22 protein-coding genes are annotated in these 16,085 nt (G+C 66.9%); 8 read left to right on the top strand and 14 right to left on the bottom strand.

All coding sequences use genetic code 11. The annotated features are described in order from the left end of the window. Positions 1–60 precede the first annotated feature (60 nt). Together ABD156_RS47885 and ABD156_RS30590 are read left to right on the top strand one after the other, a co-directional pair. Positions 61–669, top strand: coding sequence for a DUF6932 family protein (locus ABD156_RS47885; RefSeq protein ID WP_377925993.1), 609 nt, complete (start codon positions 61–63; stop codon positions 667–669). Continuing rightward, the gene (locus ABD156_RS30590) at positions 666–1,637 is read left to right on the top strand and encodes a hypothetical protein (RefSeq protein WP_344281559.1); all 972 of its coding nucleotides are present in this window, start codon (positions 666–668) and stop codon (positions 1,635–1,637) included. The genes ABD156_RS47885 and ABD156_RS30590 overlap by 4 nt, the downstream gene beginning before the upstream one ends. Here the strand turns inward: ABD156_RS30590 and ABD156_RS30585 are convergent. Further along, complete coding sequence (locus ABD156_RS30585; protein WP_344281557.1) at positions 1,603–3,186, bottom strand: phage portal protein; 1,584 nt, start codon at positions 3,184–3,186, stop codon at positions 1,603–1,605. The genes ABD156_RS30590 and ABD156_RS30585 overlap by 35 nt on opposite strands. Before the next feature lie 104 nt (positions 3,187–3,290). Between ABD156_RS30585 and ABD156_RS30580 the strand changes: the two genes are divergently transcribed. Then, a complete protein-coding gene (locus tag ABD156_RS30580; protein WP_344281554.1) occupies positions 3,291–3,500 on the top strand; it encodes a hypothetical protein in 210 nt (69 codons plus the stop codon). Here ABD156_RS30580 and ABD156_RS30575 read toward each other — a convergent pair. Next, positions 3,457–4,713: a PBSX family phage terminase large subunit gene (locus tag ABD156_RS30575; RefSeq protein ID WP_344281551.1), complete on the bottom strand. Its 1,257-nt coding sequence runs from the start codon at positions 4,711–4,713 to the stop codon at positions 3,457–3,459. The two genes, ABD156_RS30580 and ABD156_RS30575, sit on opposite strands and share 44 nt — an antisense overlap. A 29-nt stretch (positions 4,714–4,742) precedes the next feature. Here ABD156_RS30575 and ABD156_RS30570 point away from each other — a divergent pair, with 29 nt between their 5' ends. Then, positions 4,743–5,219: a hypothetical protein gene (locus ABD156_RS30570; protein WP_344281548.1), complete on the top strand. Its 477-nt coding sequence runs from the start codon at positions 4,743–4,745 to the stop codon at positions 5,217–5,219. Here the strand turns inward: ABD156_RS30570 and ABD156_RS30565 are convergent. From ABD156_RS30565 to ABD156_RS30515, 11 genes are all read right to left on the bottom strand, one after another. Next, positions 5,216–5,788, bottom strand: a complete 573-nt coding sequence (locus ABD156_RS30565; protein ID WP_344281545.1) for a helix-turn-helix domain-containing protein — start codon at positions 5,786–5,788, stop codon at positions 5,216–5,218. The two genes, ABD156_RS30570 and ABD156_RS30565, sit on opposite strands and share 4 nt — an antisense overlap. A gap of 23 nt (positions 5,789–5,811) precedes the next feature. Further along, a complete protein-coding gene (locus ABD156_RS30560; RefSeq protein ID WP_344281542.1) occupies positions 5,812–6,588 on the bottom strand; it encodes a hypothetical protein in 777 nt (258 codons plus the stop codon). A gap of 1,231 nt (positions 6,589–7,819) precedes the next feature. After that, positions 7,820–8,329: a WhiB family transcriptional regulator gene (locus tag ABD156_RS30555; RefSeq protein WP_344281540.1), complete on the bottom strand. Its 510-nt coding sequence runs from the start codon at positions 8,327–8,329 to the stop codon at positions 7,820–7,822. Next, entirely contained in the window at positions 8,329–8,457 is a 129-nt protein-coding gene (locus ABD156_RS30550; RefSeq protein ID WP_344281537.1) for a hypothetical protein, read from the bottom strand. Before ABD156_RS30550 ends, ABD156_RS30555 begins: the two co-directional genes overlap by 1 nt. A 17-nt stretch (positions 8,458–8,474) precedes the next feature. Beyond that, positions 8,475–8,990: a zinc finger domain-containing protein gene (locus tag ABD156_RS30545; protein ID WP_344281534.1), complete on the bottom strand. Its 516-nt coding sequence runs from the start codon at positions 8,988–8,990 to the stop codon at positions 8,475–8,477. Beyond that, positions 8,987–9,871: a helix-turn-helix domain-containing protein gene (locus ABD156_RS30540; RefSeq protein ID WP_344281531.1), complete on the bottom strand. Its 885-nt coding sequence runs from the start codon at positions 9,869–9,871 to the stop codon at positions 8,987–8,989. Before ABD156_RS30540 ends, ABD156_RS30545 begins: the two co-directional genes overlap by 4 nt. Beyond that, positions 9,871–10,107 (bottom strand): hypothetical protein, encoded by a 237-nt coding sequence (locus tag ABD156_RS30535; RefSeq protein WP_344281528.1) that lies wholly within the window; start codon positions 10,105–10,107, stop codon positions 9,871–9,873. The genes ABD156_RS30540 and ABD156_RS30535 overlap by 1 nt, the downstream gene beginning before the upstream one ends. Positions 10,108–10,288: 181 nt before the next feature. Further along, positions 10,289–10,633, bottom strand: coding sequence for a hypothetical protein (locus tag ABD156_RS30530; protein ID WP_344281525.1), 345 nt, complete (start codon positions 10,631–10,633; stop codon positions 10,289–10,291). Between the two features lie 187 nt (positions 10,634–10,820). Continuing rightward, complete coding sequence (locus tag ABD156_RS30525; protein WP_344281523.1) at positions 10,821–11,630, bottom strand: recombinase RecT; 810 nt, start codon at positions 11,628–11,630, stop codon at positions 10,821–10,823. After that, on the bottom strand, positions 11,627–12,529 hold the full coding sequence (locus ABD156_RS30520; RefSeq protein ID WP_344281520.1) for a YqaJ viral recombinase family nuclease: 903 nt from the start codon (positions 12,527–12,529) through the stop codon (positions 11,627–11,629). The genes ABD156_RS30525 and ABD156_RS30520 overlap by 4 nt, the downstream gene beginning before the upstream one ends. Next, positions 12,526–12,777 carry a helix-turn-helix domain-containing protein gene (locus tag ABD156_RS30515; protein ID WP_344281518.1) on the bottom strand — a complete coding sequence of 84 codons (252 nt, stop codon included), beginning with the start codon at positions 12,775–12,777 and terminating at the stop codon, positions 12,526–12,528. Before ABD156_RS30515 ends, ABD156_RS30520 begins: the two co-directional genes overlap by 4 nt. Positions 12,778–12,945: 168 nt before the next feature. Between ABD156_RS30515 and ABD156_RS30510 the strand changes: the two genes are divergently transcribed. The 3 genes from ABD156_RS30510 to ABD156_RS30500 all read left to right on the top strand — a co-directional run bounded on the left by ABD156_RS30510 (position 12,946) and on the right by ABD156_RS30500 (position 14,489). Next, entirely contained in the window at positions 12,946–13,410 is a 465-nt protein-coding gene (locus ABD156_RS30510) for a helix-turn-helix domain-containing protein (RefSeq protein WP_344281515.1), read from the top strand. A gap of 30 nt (positions 13,411–13,440) precedes the next feature. Beyond that, positions 13,441–13,935 (top strand): ImmA/IrrE family metallo-endopeptidase, encoded by a 495-nt coding sequence (locus ABD156_RS30505; RefSeq protein ID WP_344281512.1) that lies wholly within the window; start codon positions 13,441–13,443, stop codon positions 13,933–13,935. Positions 13,936–14,276: 341 nt separating this feature from the next. Then, the gene (locus ABD156_RS30500) at positions 14,277–14,489 is read left to right on the top strand and encodes a KTSC domain-containing protein (protein ID WP_344281509.1); all 213 of its coding nucleotides are present in this window, start codon (positions 14,277–14,279) and stop codon (positions 14,487–14,489) included. A gap of 8 nt (positions 14,490–14,497) precedes the next feature. Here ABD156_RS30500 and ABD156_RS30495 read toward each other — a convergent pair whose 3' ends face one another. After that, positions 14,498–14,779, bottom strand: coding sequence for a DUF2277 domain-containing protein (locus tag ABD156_RS30495; protein ID WP_344281506.1), 282 nt, complete (start codon positions 14,777–14,779; stop codon positions 14,498–14,500). Positions 14,780–14,871: 92 nt separating this feature from the next. On the opposite strand from ABD156_RS30495, the gene ABD156_RS30490 reads away from it, so the two are divergent. Further along, positions 14,872–15,813, top strand: coding sequence for an Ldh family oxidoreductase (locus tag ABD156_RS30490; protein WP_344281500.1), 942 nt, complete (start codon positions 14,872–14,874; stop codon positions 15,811–15,813). The last annotated feature ends 272 nt before the right edge of the window (positions 15,814–16,085 follow it).

The raw sequence follows: 16,085 nt of genomic DNA, 5'->3' as shown, positions 1-16,085 counted from the left end.
CGATGAGGGGTGACCGAATCTGGTCCCGTGACCACGGCGTGATGAACCGCTAGTAACACCGTGCAACCAAGTCACGATCACCAAAAGTCAGGCGACGACTGGAAGGGGGACTGTGCGGTGCTTCCGCCCCTCGAACCCTCGTCGTTAGACCCGGATCAGCTTGTCCTGCCCTGGTCAGATACGGGGCATCCGGCGACCTGGGACGAAGTTGAGAAGGTTTTTGGTGGCTCGGCCCACCGGCGCTCACGTCTGCTGCTCGCTCGCTCACGCCTTGAAGGAATCCACGCGGAGGGCATCCCGCTGCTTGCTGTCTGGATCAACGGCTCGTTCGTTACGGATTGTGATGACCCTCGGGACATCGACCTTCTGGTGCTTATCGATGGCCTTGCTCTACGGTCCGCTTGGAACTCGCTTGGAGGCTCGAGCAGGGCCGCAGAGCGGATTCACACTCTGCGTAACGAGCGATGGGAGCCGGGAGGCACGAAACAGCGTCACCTAACCGACTTCAACTACGTCATCTACTACCCGCGCGATCCAGTGACCGAGGACGAGGTCGACTTGTGGCACGGGAACTGGTCCCGGCTGCGGCTCCCCTCGCCAAAGCCTGGTGAACAGGGGAGACTGGTGGAGGACGCGAAGGGCTTCGTGGAAGTGAGGTGGTCACCATGAGCACGCCCGAGCCCTTGCACCGTCGCCGGTCGCCTCGACGGGCCGGGGCCGAAGTTAACTGGAACGACGACCTCAATCAATACAGCGACCTGCTTGAACGTGTCGCGACCGACGATCTTCGGCGGCCTCTGATGACCGCGCACTTGGATCGATTGCTCGATCGGGTGCACGGACCGACGTCCGTGCTTGATCTTCATGTGGAAGGGCCGGGGGTTGAGGGGCACACGACTGACGTAGGTCCCTTGGCTACGTTCCTGAAAGCCCTTGATGAAGTTGTGAAGAACGTCACCAAGAGCATCGGCCGAATCGGGCGCCTTTCGAGTTCGCTGCGCGTCACCCCCGCGCTTGGAAGTGTCCGTTTGATCGTTGAACCTCCGGATGCTGCTGTTGCGGCGGGCGCGCTTGCCACTAAGCGAGCTGAGCATGTCGAGGCTATGGGGCTCAATCGACTTGTGACCCTTATGAACCTTGCGCAAGATGGTGAAGATCCCACCTCGGTCGACTTGAGCGCGGCTATGCACGATCTCTCGCCTGCTGCCCGCGATGCTCTCGCTCGCTTCGCGAAGGTGACTCGCGAAGCGACTTACGAACTGCGCGGTTCGTGGACGGACGCCCGAAGTGGAGAACGATCCGTTCGACTGTCATTGCCAGCTGCGGGCAGGCTTGAGCGTGCGGCCGGCGACGCGGTTCGCACTGTTGACCATGAGACCATCGCCGGAACAGTTGATGGCTGGGAATGGTCGTCGAGTACGGTCCGTTTTGCTCCGCACGTCGGCCGTTCATTTAGGGCAAACGTGCCCGAACAACTAGCTTCTGAGGTGGCGCATCTCGTGTCGTCGCCCGATCTTGAAGTCGAAGGCCGCTTCGCTGTTGTCACCACATATAAGCGAGGAAGCAATCAGCCGGGACGTAAGGGCTACTCGCTGGAAGCGATCAACGAACTGCCGCCTTCGCAAACCGGGAGCTAGGTGTGGTTCCCGCGACATCGACTTCCGGGTCTTCCAGCCCAGAGAACGTCGCCGGATCGGGCACGGTCCGGCCGGACTCGGCGAGGATGGCGACGACCTCGTCGCGCACCTGGTCGTCGTCCCAATCGGGGTGAACCATCCGCACCCGCACGTCGGTCGAGGCTGCCTCGGCCGCGCCGAGCGCCTGCACCGTGCGCGCGAGCGCTTCGGGGTCCGGTTGCGTCCGGTCGGGAAACTCGACCTTCGGCAGCTCGGACACGATCGCCGAGCCGCCGAAGACGGCTCGGTCGATTTCGACCAGCGCGGCGGAGACGCGCGCTAGCCCGGAGGCCCAGTACCGCGTCTTCTTGTCGCGCGTCCGGTTCGACAGTTTTTCGCGGGCAGTGACCTCGGTCGCGGTGATCGAGGCGTCGCCGTCGTTGTCGCCGAGAGTGGCAAGCGAGTAGCCGGCGGTCCGGAGCGCTGTCCGGGTGATGTCCTCGGCGGTGTCGCGGTGTTCGGCTACCCGGATCGCGAATTGGTGCGCGGAGACGGTGAGGGTGTCCGAGCCGCCGCGCGACAGCGCGTTCAACTCGGTATAGACCTCGCGGTCTTCGTCAAAGCTCGCCCCACGGCCGACACCGTTGTCCTGCAAGTACCCGGTGGGCACCAGTAGCCGAGCCTTGGCGATCCGGACGTCGCGCATCCAACTCGTGTAGACCTCGTCGAGTGCGTCGAAGAGACCTTCGACGCCGTCGAAGTCCGACCGGCCTAACGGCGCGAGCTGCGGCGTGCCGCGCCACACCCGGTTAGGGCGGACGTTGGGCACGTACGCGGCGGCCAGCCGGTCAGTGCCGGTGGCAATGCTGCCCTCGGCGTCGACCAGCGACGCAGCCCATGCGGTCGCCGGGTCCTCGGTAAGTGGCACTGCTCGACCAAGTTCGGTGTCGGTGCCGACATGCAGCGCATGCACGATCCGGCCCGGTTCGTAGCGCTCGAGGTGACGCCACACGGCCGGGCCGTCGACGCGTACCCGCGTGTAGAAGGTGACTGCGGCCAGCTCGCCCCACCGCCATTCGGGCACCGCGGCGTCGGCGTGGACGGCGTCGAGCATGGCGTGTTTCGCCACGTCGGTATCCCAGACCACACGCAGATAGGCGCCGCCGAGCGCCGACGCGATCTCGGCCGCCTCGAGCAACCGCGAGTGCATCGCCGGAGAGTTGAGTGCGAGGTCAAGCCGAGCCTGCGCCGCAGGGTCGTCGACAACGATGCGGGGCGGTTCGGAGAATAGGAGGTCGGCCGACGCGGTCGCGATGTCCGCGGCGAGCGGCACGTGCAACCGCTGTCGCGTCTGGCCCGCCGGGATCGGGCGGCCCCAGAAGAACCGAGCGAGCCCGCCCACTAGGCCGCCGCGGTACGTCGACGGCCGAAGCCGAGGTGTAACAGCGCGTCGGCGTTCACCGGTGTAGACCTCGACGAGCCGCTCGGGATCACCGGTGTACCAGGCATCCCACTCGCGCATACGCGCGAGCGCGTCGTCGAACGGCGGGGGAGGCCACGAAGGCGGCATGACGCACCTCCTTTCACCAGGGCAGGGAGAAGTGTGGGATTCATCAAGCAGGTCAAGGCGGACAACATCGCCACCGAGGCGCGGCGCGCCACGAAGAGGGCCAGATGGTGTTCATACCGCGGCTGAACACGTCGATGACGCAACACGGCATGTCCGGCTCCATCGCCGGGCGGGCCGAGATGATCGAGGCCGTCGAGGCACAGGGGTGGCAGATGGTCGAGTGGACGGTCACGCAGGACGAGAACGGACGGCCGGAGGCGTACCCGTTGTTCAGGCGGCGCCAGCCAGCGCCGGCCGCCAGAGCGCCTCGGTAGTAGTCACGGCGTAGCGGCCGCCGTCGAGCGAGTGATCAGCGATCTTGATTGGCTTGTCTTCGCCGACGGCGGTCGCTTTGTCGTCCCACGAGTAGCCGGGTATCTCGGCGATGAAGCCGCGGCACCGGTCGGCCACGCGCAATCGATCCTCGGCGAGCAGGCTCGAAACGGTCCGGATGCCGTAGGCGACGTCGTTGTCGGCGGCTTGAGTGAGCACGCCGTCGGACTGGAGTTGCACCCGGAAAGACGCGGCGGCCGGGTCGACGACAACGAATTCGGGGCGGCCCTGCTGGCGCGGGTGGTGGTCGAGGTCGAGCCACTCACGCAGGCCGGTGGCGAGCTGGGAGTCGGTGAGCCGGGTCCGCGCGTGGGCGGGGTCGTGGCGCCACTCGTCGACCAGGTAGAGACGGTCGTCGACGCCGAGACCTAGTAGCAGCGCCGCGGTTGCGTTGGTGGTGCCGTAGTCGACGCCGGCGGCGAGCAGTCGTCGCAGGTCGGGCAGCTCGGCCCACGGAACGACGTGCCGGTCGGGGTCCCACATGTCGAACACAGCGCCTTCGGCGGCGACCCATTCGCCGAGGATGAACCGGCGGAACCACAAGCCGGTGTATTCGCGGCGGATGCTCGCGCGGTATTCGCTTGTCAACGAAGGGTTGTCGTCGAGGGTGAACGCGAACGAGCGCCAGTCGGGCAGCTCGGCGAGCCGGTCGAGGTAGTCGTGTTTCAGCCAGTGCGCCGGGTTGTCCGGGTTGGTCGTGCCGAACAACTGTGCGCCCGGAACCGACATTCGGCCGAGTAGCTGCTTGAAGAAGTCGCGGGCCACGACGGTGACCTCGTCGACGTACGCGCCGGCGCAGGTCAACCCGCGCAACACCTTCTCGGCTTTGCTGTCCGAGGCACCGAGCACGAACACTTGCCGACCGAGAATCCACCCGGACGGCGCGCCTGCGGTGTAGCGGACGTGGTCGGCGACCGCACCGAAGAGGGTTGGGTCTTGCAGCGGCGCGAACACGTTGCGCGCGACCGAATCACGGGTGCGGCCGACAATGACGAGTTGCCCGCCACGGGGCGCGTGGGCGACGTAGATCAACCAGCGCAACAGGCTCGCGATGGTCTTGCCGGACCGGATGGCACCTGACCAGATGTTCACTCGGGCGTCTGCTCTGCGCATTGACTCCACTTGCGCGGCCGAAAGCGGGAGGTAAGCGGCCATCGACTCACCCCGCCGTAGCATCCAGTGTCATGGCGGTAGCGAGTTTCGTCCTGGCGTGCCTTGCCTTGGTCATCTCCGGCGCGTCACTTGCGTGGCAAGTGACCGTTTGGAGGAAGGCGGTTGCACAGGTTGTCGTCCGCCTCGACGAGGCGGACGACTATTGCGGTGACGACGAAGAACACCGTGTCATCGTGGTAGCGATCAACGTCGGCCGAGTCGCGACCACCATCAACGAAGTCGGTCTCGAGTTTCACGATGTCAGCGATCCGGCCAACGAAACCATGATTTCAGGATTTGCAAGACTTGCCGAATCAGGCGCGAAGGACTTCCCTAAGCGACTCGAGCCAGGAGAGGAATTTCAAACCTCGTTCACGACAGGGCAGGATTGGCGCAACCTGATCACAGGTCAAGTCGCCAAGAAGGTGACGGCTCGGGGCTACGTCAGGGCGGGCCTCGAAATCGTCCAGTCGCCGTACTCGATCAAGCTGCGCACCCCATTCGACTAAATCGTGCCGGTCGTGATGCCGAGCGCGACCGCGAGCCCGCCGAGCATCGACCGAGCGCCCTCGGTGCCGGTGTCGGCGTCGACCTGCTCGAGCTTGGCCGCGGTGCCGAGGTGAGTCGACATCGCGCTCGCGAGCGCCTTCTCGTCTGGTGCCGGCACATGGTCGAGCACCTTGGACTCGATGCCGTTGATCGTGGTCGCGGTGAACGTGTACCGATCGGACTCGAGGCGGCCGAGGATGCTCTCAGCGCGACCGTAGAGACGGCCGACGATGTCCGTGCGTCGGGCGCGGTTGTCGACCTGGCGGGCGTGCGTCGCGGCGGCAGTGGCCGAGCGGTCAAAGGACAGACCAAGCGCGCGGGCGATGCCGGTCACCGTGGATGGCGAGCGGCTGATCTCCCGCGCGATGTCGTTGCGTGTCTTGCCCTCGGCGTGCAGCTCGCGGACGCGCTCCCGGTCGGCGTCGGTGATCAGATTGCGCGGCGAGGTGATCACCTCGCCCCGGGCAGCAGACAGCCCCGGACCGAGAAGAAGGTAGTCCGGGGCTGTCGGATCGTGGTGCGGGTACATCTCACCCGCTGCTAGTCGCCAGTTTAAGCACAACCGACCGGTTCGCGGGTTACACGCTTTCGTGCGGGGGTGACGAGCGCAAGGTCGATGACGTCGCCGACGCGGTACCGCGGTCGGCCGCGTTCGTCGGGCTCGCGCTTATGGAGCTTGCCGGCGCGCGCCCACGTGCGCAGCGTGTTCGCCGACAGTTCGCGGCCGAGCAGTTTCGGCAACGCGCGGGCGATCTCCGCCGCGGTCGCCTCGACGTCGCGGGCGGCGTCGAGCAGCTTCTCGCGTTGCGCGTTGACGTCGTGGTGTGTTCCGCATTCGCGGCAAGCGACGACAGCCCGATCGGGCCGGGCGTAGAGGTCGGCCGAGCAGTCCGGGCACGGCCCGCAGTACACACGCGCCGGCGGGAGGTCGACGGCCCGGCGGACTTGCTCGACGGCGTCACCGATCTCGTCGACCAGCTCGCCGCCTGCAGGGTGGTGCTCGACCCACGACGGGTGTCGACGCAGCCACGCCGCCATCTCGGGCACGGTGTCGTCAAGGTCGAGCGGTTCTAACTCGGCGACGGTTAGCGCCGTGCCGTCCGGCGCAGTTTCGCCGGTGGGCACTTGCCGGCGTAGGCCGTGTGTCTCCCACAGGTCCCGCACCCACGTCGAGAGCACGTTGCGCACGACGTCGCGGACCTCAGCCGCGCCGACATTGAACGGAAGCCCGGTCTCGGCCGGACGTGAGCCAACCCGCGGTGGCCCGATATTGGCGAGCCTGGCGACGTTGTCCTCGAGGTCGTTGATCAGATCGGCGACCTCGACCAAGTCGGCCCGGAGTCGGCCGAGGCACGGTAGGCACACGGTGCCGCCAGCAGTTGTGTTGCTGCATGACGATGCGTTGGTGCATGTGCTGAGCATGTTGGTGAGCTTCGGGTGTCGGTGTCACCGACTGGCGGGACGAAGTAATAACTAACACGTTGCGGAACACCTGTATGTTGCCTATCCCCCGATGGGCCGCGCGCGCGTGCGCGCGCGAGGCTTGTCGGTGTAAACGACGACCGATGTGTTTGCATTCTGCTGGCGTTGACGATTTAATCGTCGTGTCGAATCAAGTGTGATTCTCCTTGATGTGTGGGTGCTGAACTTCCGCGTCAGAGTTGTTCCTTCGGAATCGAGGGCTCTGCGTGGGGATGGGAGAATCGCGTCAATGTTTCGACGACGAGGGTTGCCTTCGGGTGAGCCTCGACGGGTTGCCTCTGAGCTGCTGGAAGGCTGCGCACTGGGACTTGATGTGGTCGGCATGGCCGCAGATGTTCTCGGTGCGAGTGGTCTCGCCAGTTGGACGAGACCACTCGCCGGGGCGCTCCGCCTAGCAGCTCGTATTAAGCGCGACGAAAAGTAGCCCTCTTGGCGGCGGCCTTACTGCGCAGTGTTAACGGCACTGGCGCAGTTCGGTCGCCGCCTTTTTTGTGCTCCTCGTAGAGGTGCACTACGTCATTAATGCATATTTTCTGCTTTGCTGGCAAGGTCGCGAAACATCAAAGCAGGTAACTCGATCAGTGTCACATTGAGTCGTGCTGTGCGCATGGAGTCAATCGGTGCCCCAGGTGCGCACCTAAACTGACCGTTACATGCACACCTAAACTGACCCTTACACTCACGCCCAAGGACTGGCCCAAGGACTGGCCCAAGGACTGGCCCAAGGACTGGCCCAAGGACTGGCCCAAGGACTGGCCCAAGGACTGGCCCAAGGACTGGCCCAAGGACTGATCCAAGGACTGATCCAAGGACTGACTCAAGGACTGACTCAAGTGAACGGGCACGTGTAGGTCCAAGTGGTGATGCAGGCAGTCCGGCGTACGAACGCCCAGGCAGGGACGCACGCCACGCCTCATGACAAGTGCGATGCGAATTGTCGTGACAAGTGCCAGGCAAGGGGTCAGGCAGCGTCGTGGGTGAAGCGTCAGGCAGACCGGCAGGCAGGTCGCCCCGCGTCCTACTGCGCGTTTCACCGTGACACGCTGCCGTGACACGGCAGCGTGTCACGGCGTGCCGATCAAGCCACCGAGACGAACCGTCCCGTCTCGGTGGCTTGCTCCCCTGGGGTGGGGACGCCGAGCAGCGGCAAGACGTACTGACCCGCACTGGCCCACCTTCCGCCCGTCCGCACTGGCTTACTAAGCACGATCGGCCGTGCCCACGGCCCTTGGGCACGTGCTCGTACCCGCGCCCGCCGTTCCCGCTCGTACTCGGCGTGCGCGTGGGTGCACGAGGTGCAGCGGCATCCGTGTTTCGCGTAGCGCGCGTTGGTTCCGTGCGTGGGCCGGATGGCGGGTGCCGGGTGCCCGGCTTGCGCAGCGATTGCCGCGCGCTCGTCGGCGTCGAGCCCGCCCCAGATGCCCCACGCTTCCCCGGTCGTGAGTGCCTCGGCGAGGCATAGCTCGCGCACGGTGCACTCCGTGCAGATGACGCGGCACTGGTCGATCTGTTCGTCGGCTGGGTCGATGAAATCAAGGTCGAGTCTGCCTCGACAGGCTGCGCGCGTGCGCCACTCCGGCAGGCGCATCACACGGCCCCGTCGGGCGCGACGCCTAGCACGTCGAGCAGCCAGGGCAGCGCCGAGACGGTGACGACGCGCGCGTGCGCGCGGCAGCGCTGGCGACCGGTCGCGCGCGTAGTCTCATCGTTGTTCATCGAATCCCCCGAGGCGTTCAGCGTGCGGACGTGAGCGCGGCGGCGAGCCGGGCATCGTGTGTGGTTTGCTTGGTGAGCGGCTTGCCGCCGGGGCCGGTGCACGGTGCGCCTGGTTGGGCTTTGCACCAGGTGCACGGCACAGCGAGGAACGCGCGGCGGGTTTCGACTTCGGCCTCGGCGTGCTTGGGGTCGACTCCGCGGGTGAGAGCGAGTGCCGCTGTGACGCGGGCGATGCCGTCGCGGATGGCGCGTAGATCGGGCCGACGATCGGCGGCACGGGCTCGCAACTCGGCGGTGTGCCGACGCTCGGCGACATCGCGACGAACCGTTCGCCAGTACTCGACGATGTCGGCTGGCATGACGGTCTCGCAGTTGTGCCGGTAGTGCTCGCGCACCGCCGCGCCGGCGACGTCGGCCGGGACGTCGTCGAGGATGCCGGCCCACATGGTGAGCACGTCCGGATCGGGTTGCGGCACCTTCGGGTCGACGGCGGAGGCCGCGCCGAGCAGCGCAGCGACCTCTGTGCGGTTCACGAGTTGCCCCCGCTGGCGACGAGCAGCTCGACGGGCTCGCCATCGGTCGGCGCGGACTCGGCGGCGAGCGCGAGCCACCCGCGGACCTTCTCGCCCCGGGCGCTACGTGGTGTCGGCGAACGGGTCGACGGCTGCCCGGCGTGCCGGGCGGCCTTGACCGCGTCGTCGTACAGGTGCGGCAGCAGACCGGGCCGAGCGTCCGGCCGACGATCCCACTCATCGAGCGCGGCTCGCAACGGAACGAGCGCGCCACCGTCGCGCAAAATGCCGTCGACCTGCTTGGCGAGTGCACGAATCGTCGCCGGCTGATAGGCGGTGCCGGTCTGGTCGCGCCAGGACGTCACCAGCCGGTAGGCGTCGGGCCGGGACGCGGTCGCCGAGAGTTCCGTCGCGGTGGTGGTGCCTCGCGTATGCGGGCGCGCGTGACGGCCTGGTTCCGTAGTTCGGTTCAGTAGTTCCGGTTCACCTTGGGCTGTCGCTGTGACACCCGCGTGGGGTGTCTGTCCGGCACTCTCGGGGTGTCGCTCTGGCACGGGGGGAGCGTCGCTCTGACGCTCGGGGGTGTCAGTGTGTCCCTCCCTCCGGGGTGTCGGTGTGGCACCGTCGCCGGGGCGGTTGAGCATGAGCCGGTACTCGCTGGAGGTGTCGGCGCCGGTGCCGCGCTGGCGTCGGGTGCGGGCGATGAGCCCTTGTTCGACGAGCGTGTCGAGCCCGCGCTGCACGGTTCGGCGCGACGCCTCGGTTTCGCGCGCGAGAGTGGCAAGTGACGTTGTGGTGTAGCCGTCGCGGTTGGCGTGCTCGGCCAGGGCGTAGAGCACGAGTTTGGGCATGGGGCCGCCGACCTCTTGCTCGGCGGCCCAACGCAGGGCTTGAACGCTCATCAGGCCCCCGCAGCGGCGTACTCGTCGGAGATCATGAAGAAATCGACGTCGAGTAGCTCGGCGACCTGGTCGAGGGTGTCGCCGCGCCGACGGGCGATCCGGACGACCTCGAACACCTCGCGGTGGTGCAGCTCGTTGTACGCGCGCCGGCCGTTGAGCGCCGCCTCGACGGCGAGCGCGTCGAGCTTGCGTACCGGCGCTGCCGCAGTTCTGGTGCCGGGAAATTGGATGATCACGGGTCCCCCTGGGGTGGTGCAGTGGCGGACGTGGGCGCGCTTCACCGCGCCCGCCACTGGTCAGTGACGCGCCCGACTTACTTGGTGCGCTTAGGCTTTGTGTGCGCTTTGACGCTAAGGGCTATGCCGCAGCGAATGGGTACGATTCGTGCCCCCACTCGAATGGGTACGGTCTGTACCCTTAATCGAATCGAGCAACGGTGGTCGCGCGAGCTATCCACACTCGGTTACGGCTTGCGCGGCGGCTTCGCCGACGGCTGCGGTACTCGCCGCACGGAACGATCAGCCGACGTGCGGCCCACGTGCCGAGCACGGACGGAAGGATGTTCGGCGAATGCGGCTTGACGTCCCCAGGAACCGCCTTGCGGACGTCTTCGGCCGTAAACGGACGGCCTTCGCGCACCAGCTCGGCGAGCGCGGCCTCGGCGGCGGCCCGGTAGTCGCGGTTTACGGCGACCGCTGCGCCGAGATTGGCCTCTTGTCCGGCGTGCCGGTCCGCAAACCCTAGGGCGAGCTGATCGGCCACGGCTTGGACCCCCTCCAGGGATGCGAGCGAATTTCGCGTGCCCACTCCGCAAGGTCGGCGAGTAGCTCACGATGCCCGGACAAGTCGTAAACGCGCTGACCCGGTTGCCGTCCGACGGCCAGGGGGCGCGGCGAGCCGTCAGTCGGCTCGTCGGAGGTCAACTCGAGACCCTTCGCGCTGGTCACGGTCATCGCTCACCGTCCGCGATGTCCGCCGGCATAACCGGCCAATCCTCGACGACTTCGGCGTCGACAACGTCCTCGGCGGTCGGCAGGGCGATCGGCGTGGCTGGCGGTGCCCCGGGTGGCGGGCCGTCGGGCTGCCAGACCCGCTCGGCGCTGGTCGGTACCCACTTCGCGAGCTGGTGTGCGGCCGACTTGAGCCACATCGCTTTCGGGTTCCACTGCCACGGTGAGTACGGCGAGTCGGCACCCTCGGCCTTGGACAGAATCACAGCGATGTCCTCGGCGGAGAGCACCGAGACGTTGCTCGTCGCGCCGTCACGCATCTTCGCGTAGGCATAGACGAGGACCAGGTTGCCGCGGTCGGCGCGCCATTTGATCTCGTGCACCGGCCGGTCATGCTCGCCCGGGTTGTAGGCGAACGTGTCTTGTTCGCGCACCACCTCGACCTTGACCGACGACACCGCGCCGGCCCGGTACATGAGTTCGACCTCGCCTTGATAGCCGGTGACGCCGAGAACCTCGGGACCGCGTTTGCTCTTGCGCGGAACGAGGTAGTACTGCTCCGTTCCGGGCTCGAGCCCCTTGCGTGCGGCGTCGAGCAGCGCGACGAGCAGCGACGTCGGGTTCTTCTCCGCGGCGTGCGCGAGCTGGGGGCTTCGGCGCAGGGCGCCGGTAGCGATGCGCAGCCAGGTCTCAGGCTTGATGTGGCTGGGCAGCACGGTCGCGAAGTCGGTGCGGTACTTGCGCACCAGCGCGGCCGGCGAGCTGTCACGCTGCTGCGCGACGGCGGACGTGACGGTCTGGGTGGTCATGCGGCAACGCTCACCTTCGGCGGTGTCGAACGGATGGGGGACGGGCGCAGCGACGGCGGCGAGTCGCCGGTGCCCGGTACGCGGATGGCGATCGACTCGCCGGCCACCACGGCGCGCCGGCCAGAACCGAGCGCGTCGAGCACCTCGGCAGCCGCCCGCCGCTTCATGTCTTCGGCGGCCTTGTGCTCGGCGACCGCGGCCCGGTACCGCTCGGCCAGCGTTGGGGCGATCTCGACCTCGACGTCTTCAATGAGCGGGTGCAGCGCGCGCACCGTGCGGTAGGTCGCGGTGTGCTCGTCGATGTCGGGGCGCTGGTCGCGTTCGAGGGTGTCGAGGAACTCGCGGGCGGCTTCGCGCAGCACGGAAACCTCGGAGATGTTCCAGTCGACGGCGTACTCGCGGTAGTCCGCCCCGGAGATCAACACGGCGATGTGCGCGCGGGACAGGCGGAGCGTGTCGAGCTGCCACAGGGCTTGCGTGCGGTAGTAGATCGGCACCTCGTCGGTACCGGGCTCGCCCCACTCGTCGGCGCTATGCGCAGTCTTGACCTCGAGCAGTGCACGCTCGGTGAGACTGGACAGCAGCCGGTCGGGGGTGGCGATCTGCCACGGTCGAGCCCTGCTGGCCCATGTTCCGGTACGACGCACCCGGTACTCAGGGTGCAACTCGGCGAACGCACGGGCGATCGGTTCCTCGAGCCAACGACCCCACCGCATGACCTCGGTGTCCTCGGCCTGAGCGGCGTAACCCTTCTTGCGGTGCCACAGCGAAAACCGGGACTCCCACGGCGAGAGGCCGAGCACCGCGGCGACCTCGGACCCTCCGAGCGCGGACACGCGTGCGGCGAGCCATACCGACGACCCGGGCTCGAATGTGCCGACACGCTTCGCTGCGCTCACGCGGCGGCCTGGTCGGGCGTGGGCTGTTCGCTGTTTTCGACCTCGAACACGGCGTCGAACGAGACGTCGAGGCCGGTGAGCGTGGCGGCGATAAACGGGTTACCCGGCAGCTGCTCGCCGTCGAGCACCCTGCCGACCGTGGACTGTGAGACGCCGAGCCGCTTCGCGATGGCGTACCGCGTTCTCAGACCTTGGCCGGTCGCGATCTTGTCGAGCGCGTCCACTCGGATGCGCACGCGGACTGACATTGGCCTCCCCTGCCTTGCTTCCGTTGGCGGAATTATCCCCTTCCGGAAGATCGACCTTACGGGCGAAAGCGAGTAACTTTCAACGGTTGCGTACGCGGTAGTACTGGTCAGAGAGGGTGTGTCGCGGCGATTGGTTGTGCTTCCGTAGGTGGAAGTAATATGACGCGCATGGCTGAAACCTGGTGGCGCTACCTCGACGCGCACCTCGAGGCGCGGGGTTGGAAAGCGGCCGACCTCTCGCGTGCGTCCGGCGTCGCCGAGAGCCGGCTTTCGGACTGGCGAAAACGGGGCTCACCACCCGCGATACCTAACGCGCGCGCGGTCGCCGAGGCGCTCGATATCCCGCTCGTGCCGCTGCTCGTCGCTGCTGGCGTGCTCGCCGTCGACGAGGCTCGTCAATCCCTTGCCGGATACACCGTCGACGAGCTTCTAGACGAGGTCCGAGCCAGGTTTAATGCGGCTCATTCGGCGGTATCCGCAGGCGGGGTGATCCATCCCACCTTGGACGACGGTAACCGCTTGCACCTGGTCGCCGACAATCCAGGCGTGGAGCCGTTGAGGGTTCAACAAGAGCGCGCGTGGATCGGTGACGCGGAGTTGCCCGACCCGCCCGGTCCCGAGGACGGCGCTTAAGCGGTTTCCGCGCGCCCTGGGGAGGGACGTGTGAAGTGGGGAAGGGGCTATGACCCGTACGTGCACGCCGAGTCGCTCGGCGTCGAGGTGGTCCGATCGAACAATGTCCACGGCTGGGGTGACTACCGTGCTGGCGTGATCCGCGTGCACGGGACTCTCACGCAGGACGAGGCGCGTTGCACCGTGACGCACGAACTCGTCCATCACGAACACCGCGACGACACCCTCGGATACTGCGGCGTTGGCTGGCTCGACACCCGGCTCGAGCGCCAGGTGCACGCGACCGCGGCGCGCCGGCTGATTGTCATGCCCGAACTCGCCGACGCGCTCCGATGGTCCGATCACCCGAACGAGATCGCCGAACAACTCGGCGTCGACGTTCGCACGCTCTATGCCCGCGTGCTCGATCTCGAGCGCGCGGAGTACGACGACCTGCATAAGCGGCTCGGCGGCCGCGAGCGCCGAACCCTCGACGACCTGCACGCTTATGCGGCGCGACGTCTGCCGACGCCGTACGCGGGCTGAGCGGCGAAGATCAAACCCAGTGCAGTCGCCTAGGCGGCTTGCGCTCGCTGCTAAAGTGCGTTTGTCCAGGCAAAAGCCAGGCATGCACAGCGCTAACCCCCGTTCAGCTTGAAAGCGTCCGTAGGGAAACCTACCGGGGGTTCAAATCCCTCCGCTTCCGCTTGAGGTCTGTTCCGGCCCCGGGTTCCGCGTTCGTGCGGGCCGGGGCCGTTTTCTTCGGCGGGTCGCGGGTGCCGATCAGCGACCGTCAAGGGGCGGGTGCCGCGTCGCCGTTTCCCTCGTCCGCCGGGACAGATTCGGGAACCTGCGTCCGGCGGGCGCGCGGGTACGCTGGCCGTGCTGTGCGCCGGGTTCCCGTGGAGTCTTCCGTTATTCGCGACGTCGGCTACGACGCCGCGAAGTCGGTGCTGGAGATCGGGTTCCGCAACGGCAGCGTCTATCGCTACCACCTCGTGCCCGCGCGGGTGCATCGCGCGCTGATGGCCGCCGAGAGCCCGGGGCGTTACCTCAACCGGGAGATCAAGCCGAAGTTTCCGGGGCAAGCCGTGGAGTGATTGCGGCGTCAGGCTTTCTTGGCCTCGCGCAGGGCGATCCTCGCCTGGACCTCCGGGCGGCGCAGCGGCGGCACGGTCGTCGGCGGCTGGCGGCGTTGCGGGAGTTCTTCCAGCAGCCGCGCGGTGATCTCGGCGATTTCGGCGACCGCCGCTTCGAACGGTTCGCGCGTCGCGTCCGAAAGGGACTGCACCCCGGTCACTTTGCGCACGTACTGGCGTGCCGCGGCTTCGATCTCGTCCGTGGTGGCGGCGGGCTGCAGGCCGCGGAGCGTGGTGATGTTTCGGCACATGTGCTTCAGGGTACGTCTCTGCGGCTGACCGCATCACACTCTAGGGCCAACCTCGTTGACGGGGTCCGAGATCGCCCGGCAACCTTGATGAAGTGCCCCTCAGACCGCGTGCCCCCCGGCTCAGCCGCCCCGTCCCGGAAGTTCCCGCCGACACCCCGATTCCCGAACAGGCCTGGCATCGCGTTCCCGCCGACGAACTGGTCACGCTCGTATCCGTTGTCCTGATGGCACAAGGCTTTCCCGAAGACCGTGCGCGTCCGGCGGCGGAAGCGTTGTGCCACGGCGATCTCACTGGAGCGCCCGAGACCGGCGTCGGGGAGTTGACCCGGGTCCATTTGCCCGCGATCGAAAGCGGATTCGTCAGTCCTGGTGCGCAGCCGTTGCTGATCGCGGATCGCGGGGCTGCGGCGCTTGTCGATTATCGGCGTGCGTCCGGGCTGTGGGCGGTTGGCGATGCGATGGACCGGGCTGTGCAGCGGGCTGGGCGGTTTGGGGTCGGGCTGCTGTCGTTGCGCGGGGTCGGGCCGTTTGGGCGGGTCGGGCATCATGCGGCGCGGGCGTTGCCGCATGGGATGATCGGGATCGTCATGGCTGCTGGGGGGTATGCCGATCAGCCGGTTCATCCGTTGGGGATGGCTGCTCCTGCTGGGGCTTATCCGGAGTTCGTTTTTGACGTCGACCTTGCTGATGCCGCTCGTGATCCGCGGTTTGCCGGGTTTGCGTTGATGGTCGATGTGCTGGCCGGGGTGTTGTCCGGGGTTGCTGATCATGAGCATGACACTGGGTTGCTGGTGCTTGCGATTGCTCCTACGACGTTGCGTAGTGCTGATGGGTTTTATCGGGCTGCTAGTGCGGTGTTCGGGAGCATGCTGGGGTGGGAGGGCGGGGCGCCGGTTCGGTATCCGGGGTGGCGGGAGGCTCAGTATTTGGAGCAGTGCCGGGCGTTGGGGGTGCCGTTGCCTGGGGCGGTGCGGCGGGAGTTGGATTCTTTGGCGTTGAAGGTGGGGTTGCCGCCGTTGACTACGGTGGGGTGAGTTTCGGCTCGTCGCCTGGCGGCGACCTTGCCGTGGGGGTTGCGTGGGGCACCCCGAAGCCCGAGTGTGCTGACGGTTCGGGGGTGCTTGTCAAGGCGGGAAAGATGCCTTGACAAGCACCCCCGAACCGCAGGGAGGCTTCGTATCGGGGTTGGGGGAGGGGCTGGGTGCCTCGATAGTTGGGTGCACCGGTGCGGTTTGTTGGTGGGTGGGGCTTGCGCCCCAATGGGGATTTTTCATCCTGTTGGTGCTGGTCAGGTGGGATTGACGGT

It is taken from the genome of Amycolatopsis albidoflavus, assembly GCF_039525725.1.
Classification (GTDB): domain Bacteria; phylum Actinomycetota; class Actinomycetes; order Mycobacteriales; family Pseudonocardiaceae; genus Amycolatopsis; species Amycolatopsis albidoflava.
Note: the sequence above shows the minus strand (reverse complement) of the source record. Positions and strands in the feature narration are given on the sequence as shown.

Bases quoted from the DNA above. Each gene is read 5' to 3' on its own strand.
- ABD156_RS30515 (WP_344281518.1), bottom strand. From the start codon at position 12,777: ATGTCAGTCCGCGTGCGCATCCGAGTGGACGCGCTCGACAAGATCGCG.
- ABD156_RS30575 (WP_344281551.1), bottom strand. From the start codon at position 4,713: ATGGCCGCTTACCTCCCGCTTTCGGCCGCGCAAGTGGAGTCAATGCGC.
- ABD156_RS30510 (WP_344281515.1), top strand. From the start codon at position 12,946: ATGGCTGAAACCTGGTGGCGCTACCTCGACGCGCACCTCGAGGCGCGG.
- ABD156_RS30540 (WP_344281531.1), bottom strand. From the start codon at position 9,871: ATGAGCGTTCAAGCCCTGCGTTGGGCCGCCGAGCAAGAGGTCGGCGGC.
- ABD156_RS30580 (WP_344281554.1), top strand. From the start codon at position 3,291: ATGGTGTTCATACCGCGGCTGAACACGTCGATGACGCAACACGGCATG.
- ABD156_RS30565 (WP_344281545.1), bottom strand. From the start codon at position 5,788: ATGTACCCGCACCACGATCCGACAGCCCCGGACTACCTTCTTCTCGGT.
- ABD156_RS30495 (WP_344281506.1), bottom strand. From the start codon at position 14,779: ATGTGCCGAAACATCACCACGCTCCGCGGCCTGCAGCCCGCCGCCACC.
- ABD156_RS30590 (WP_344281559.1), top strand. From the start codon at position 666: ATGAGCACGCCCGAGCCCTTGCACCGTCGCCGGTCGCCTCGACGGGCC.
- ABD156_RS30555 (WP_344281540.1), bottom strand. From the start codon at position 8,329: ATGCGCCTGCCGGAGTGGCGCACGCGCGCAGCCTGTCGAGGCAGACTC.
- ABD156_RS30585 (WP_344281557.1), bottom strand. From the start codon at position 3,186: ATGCCGCCTTCGTGGCCTCCCCCGCCGTTCGACGACGCGCTCGCGCGT.
- ABD156_RS30550 (WP_344281537.1), bottom strand. From the start codon at position 8,457: ATGAACAACGATGAGACTACGCGCGCGACCGGTCGCCAGCGCTGCCGC.
- ABD156_RS30525 (WP_344281523.1), bottom strand. From the start codon at position 11,630: ATGACCACCCAGACCGTCACGTCCGCCGTCGCGCAGCAGCGTGACAGC.
- ABD156_RS30570 (WP_344281548.1), top strand. From the start codon at position 4,743: ATGGCGGTAGCGAGTTTCGTCCTGGCGTGCCTTGCCTTGGTCATCTCC.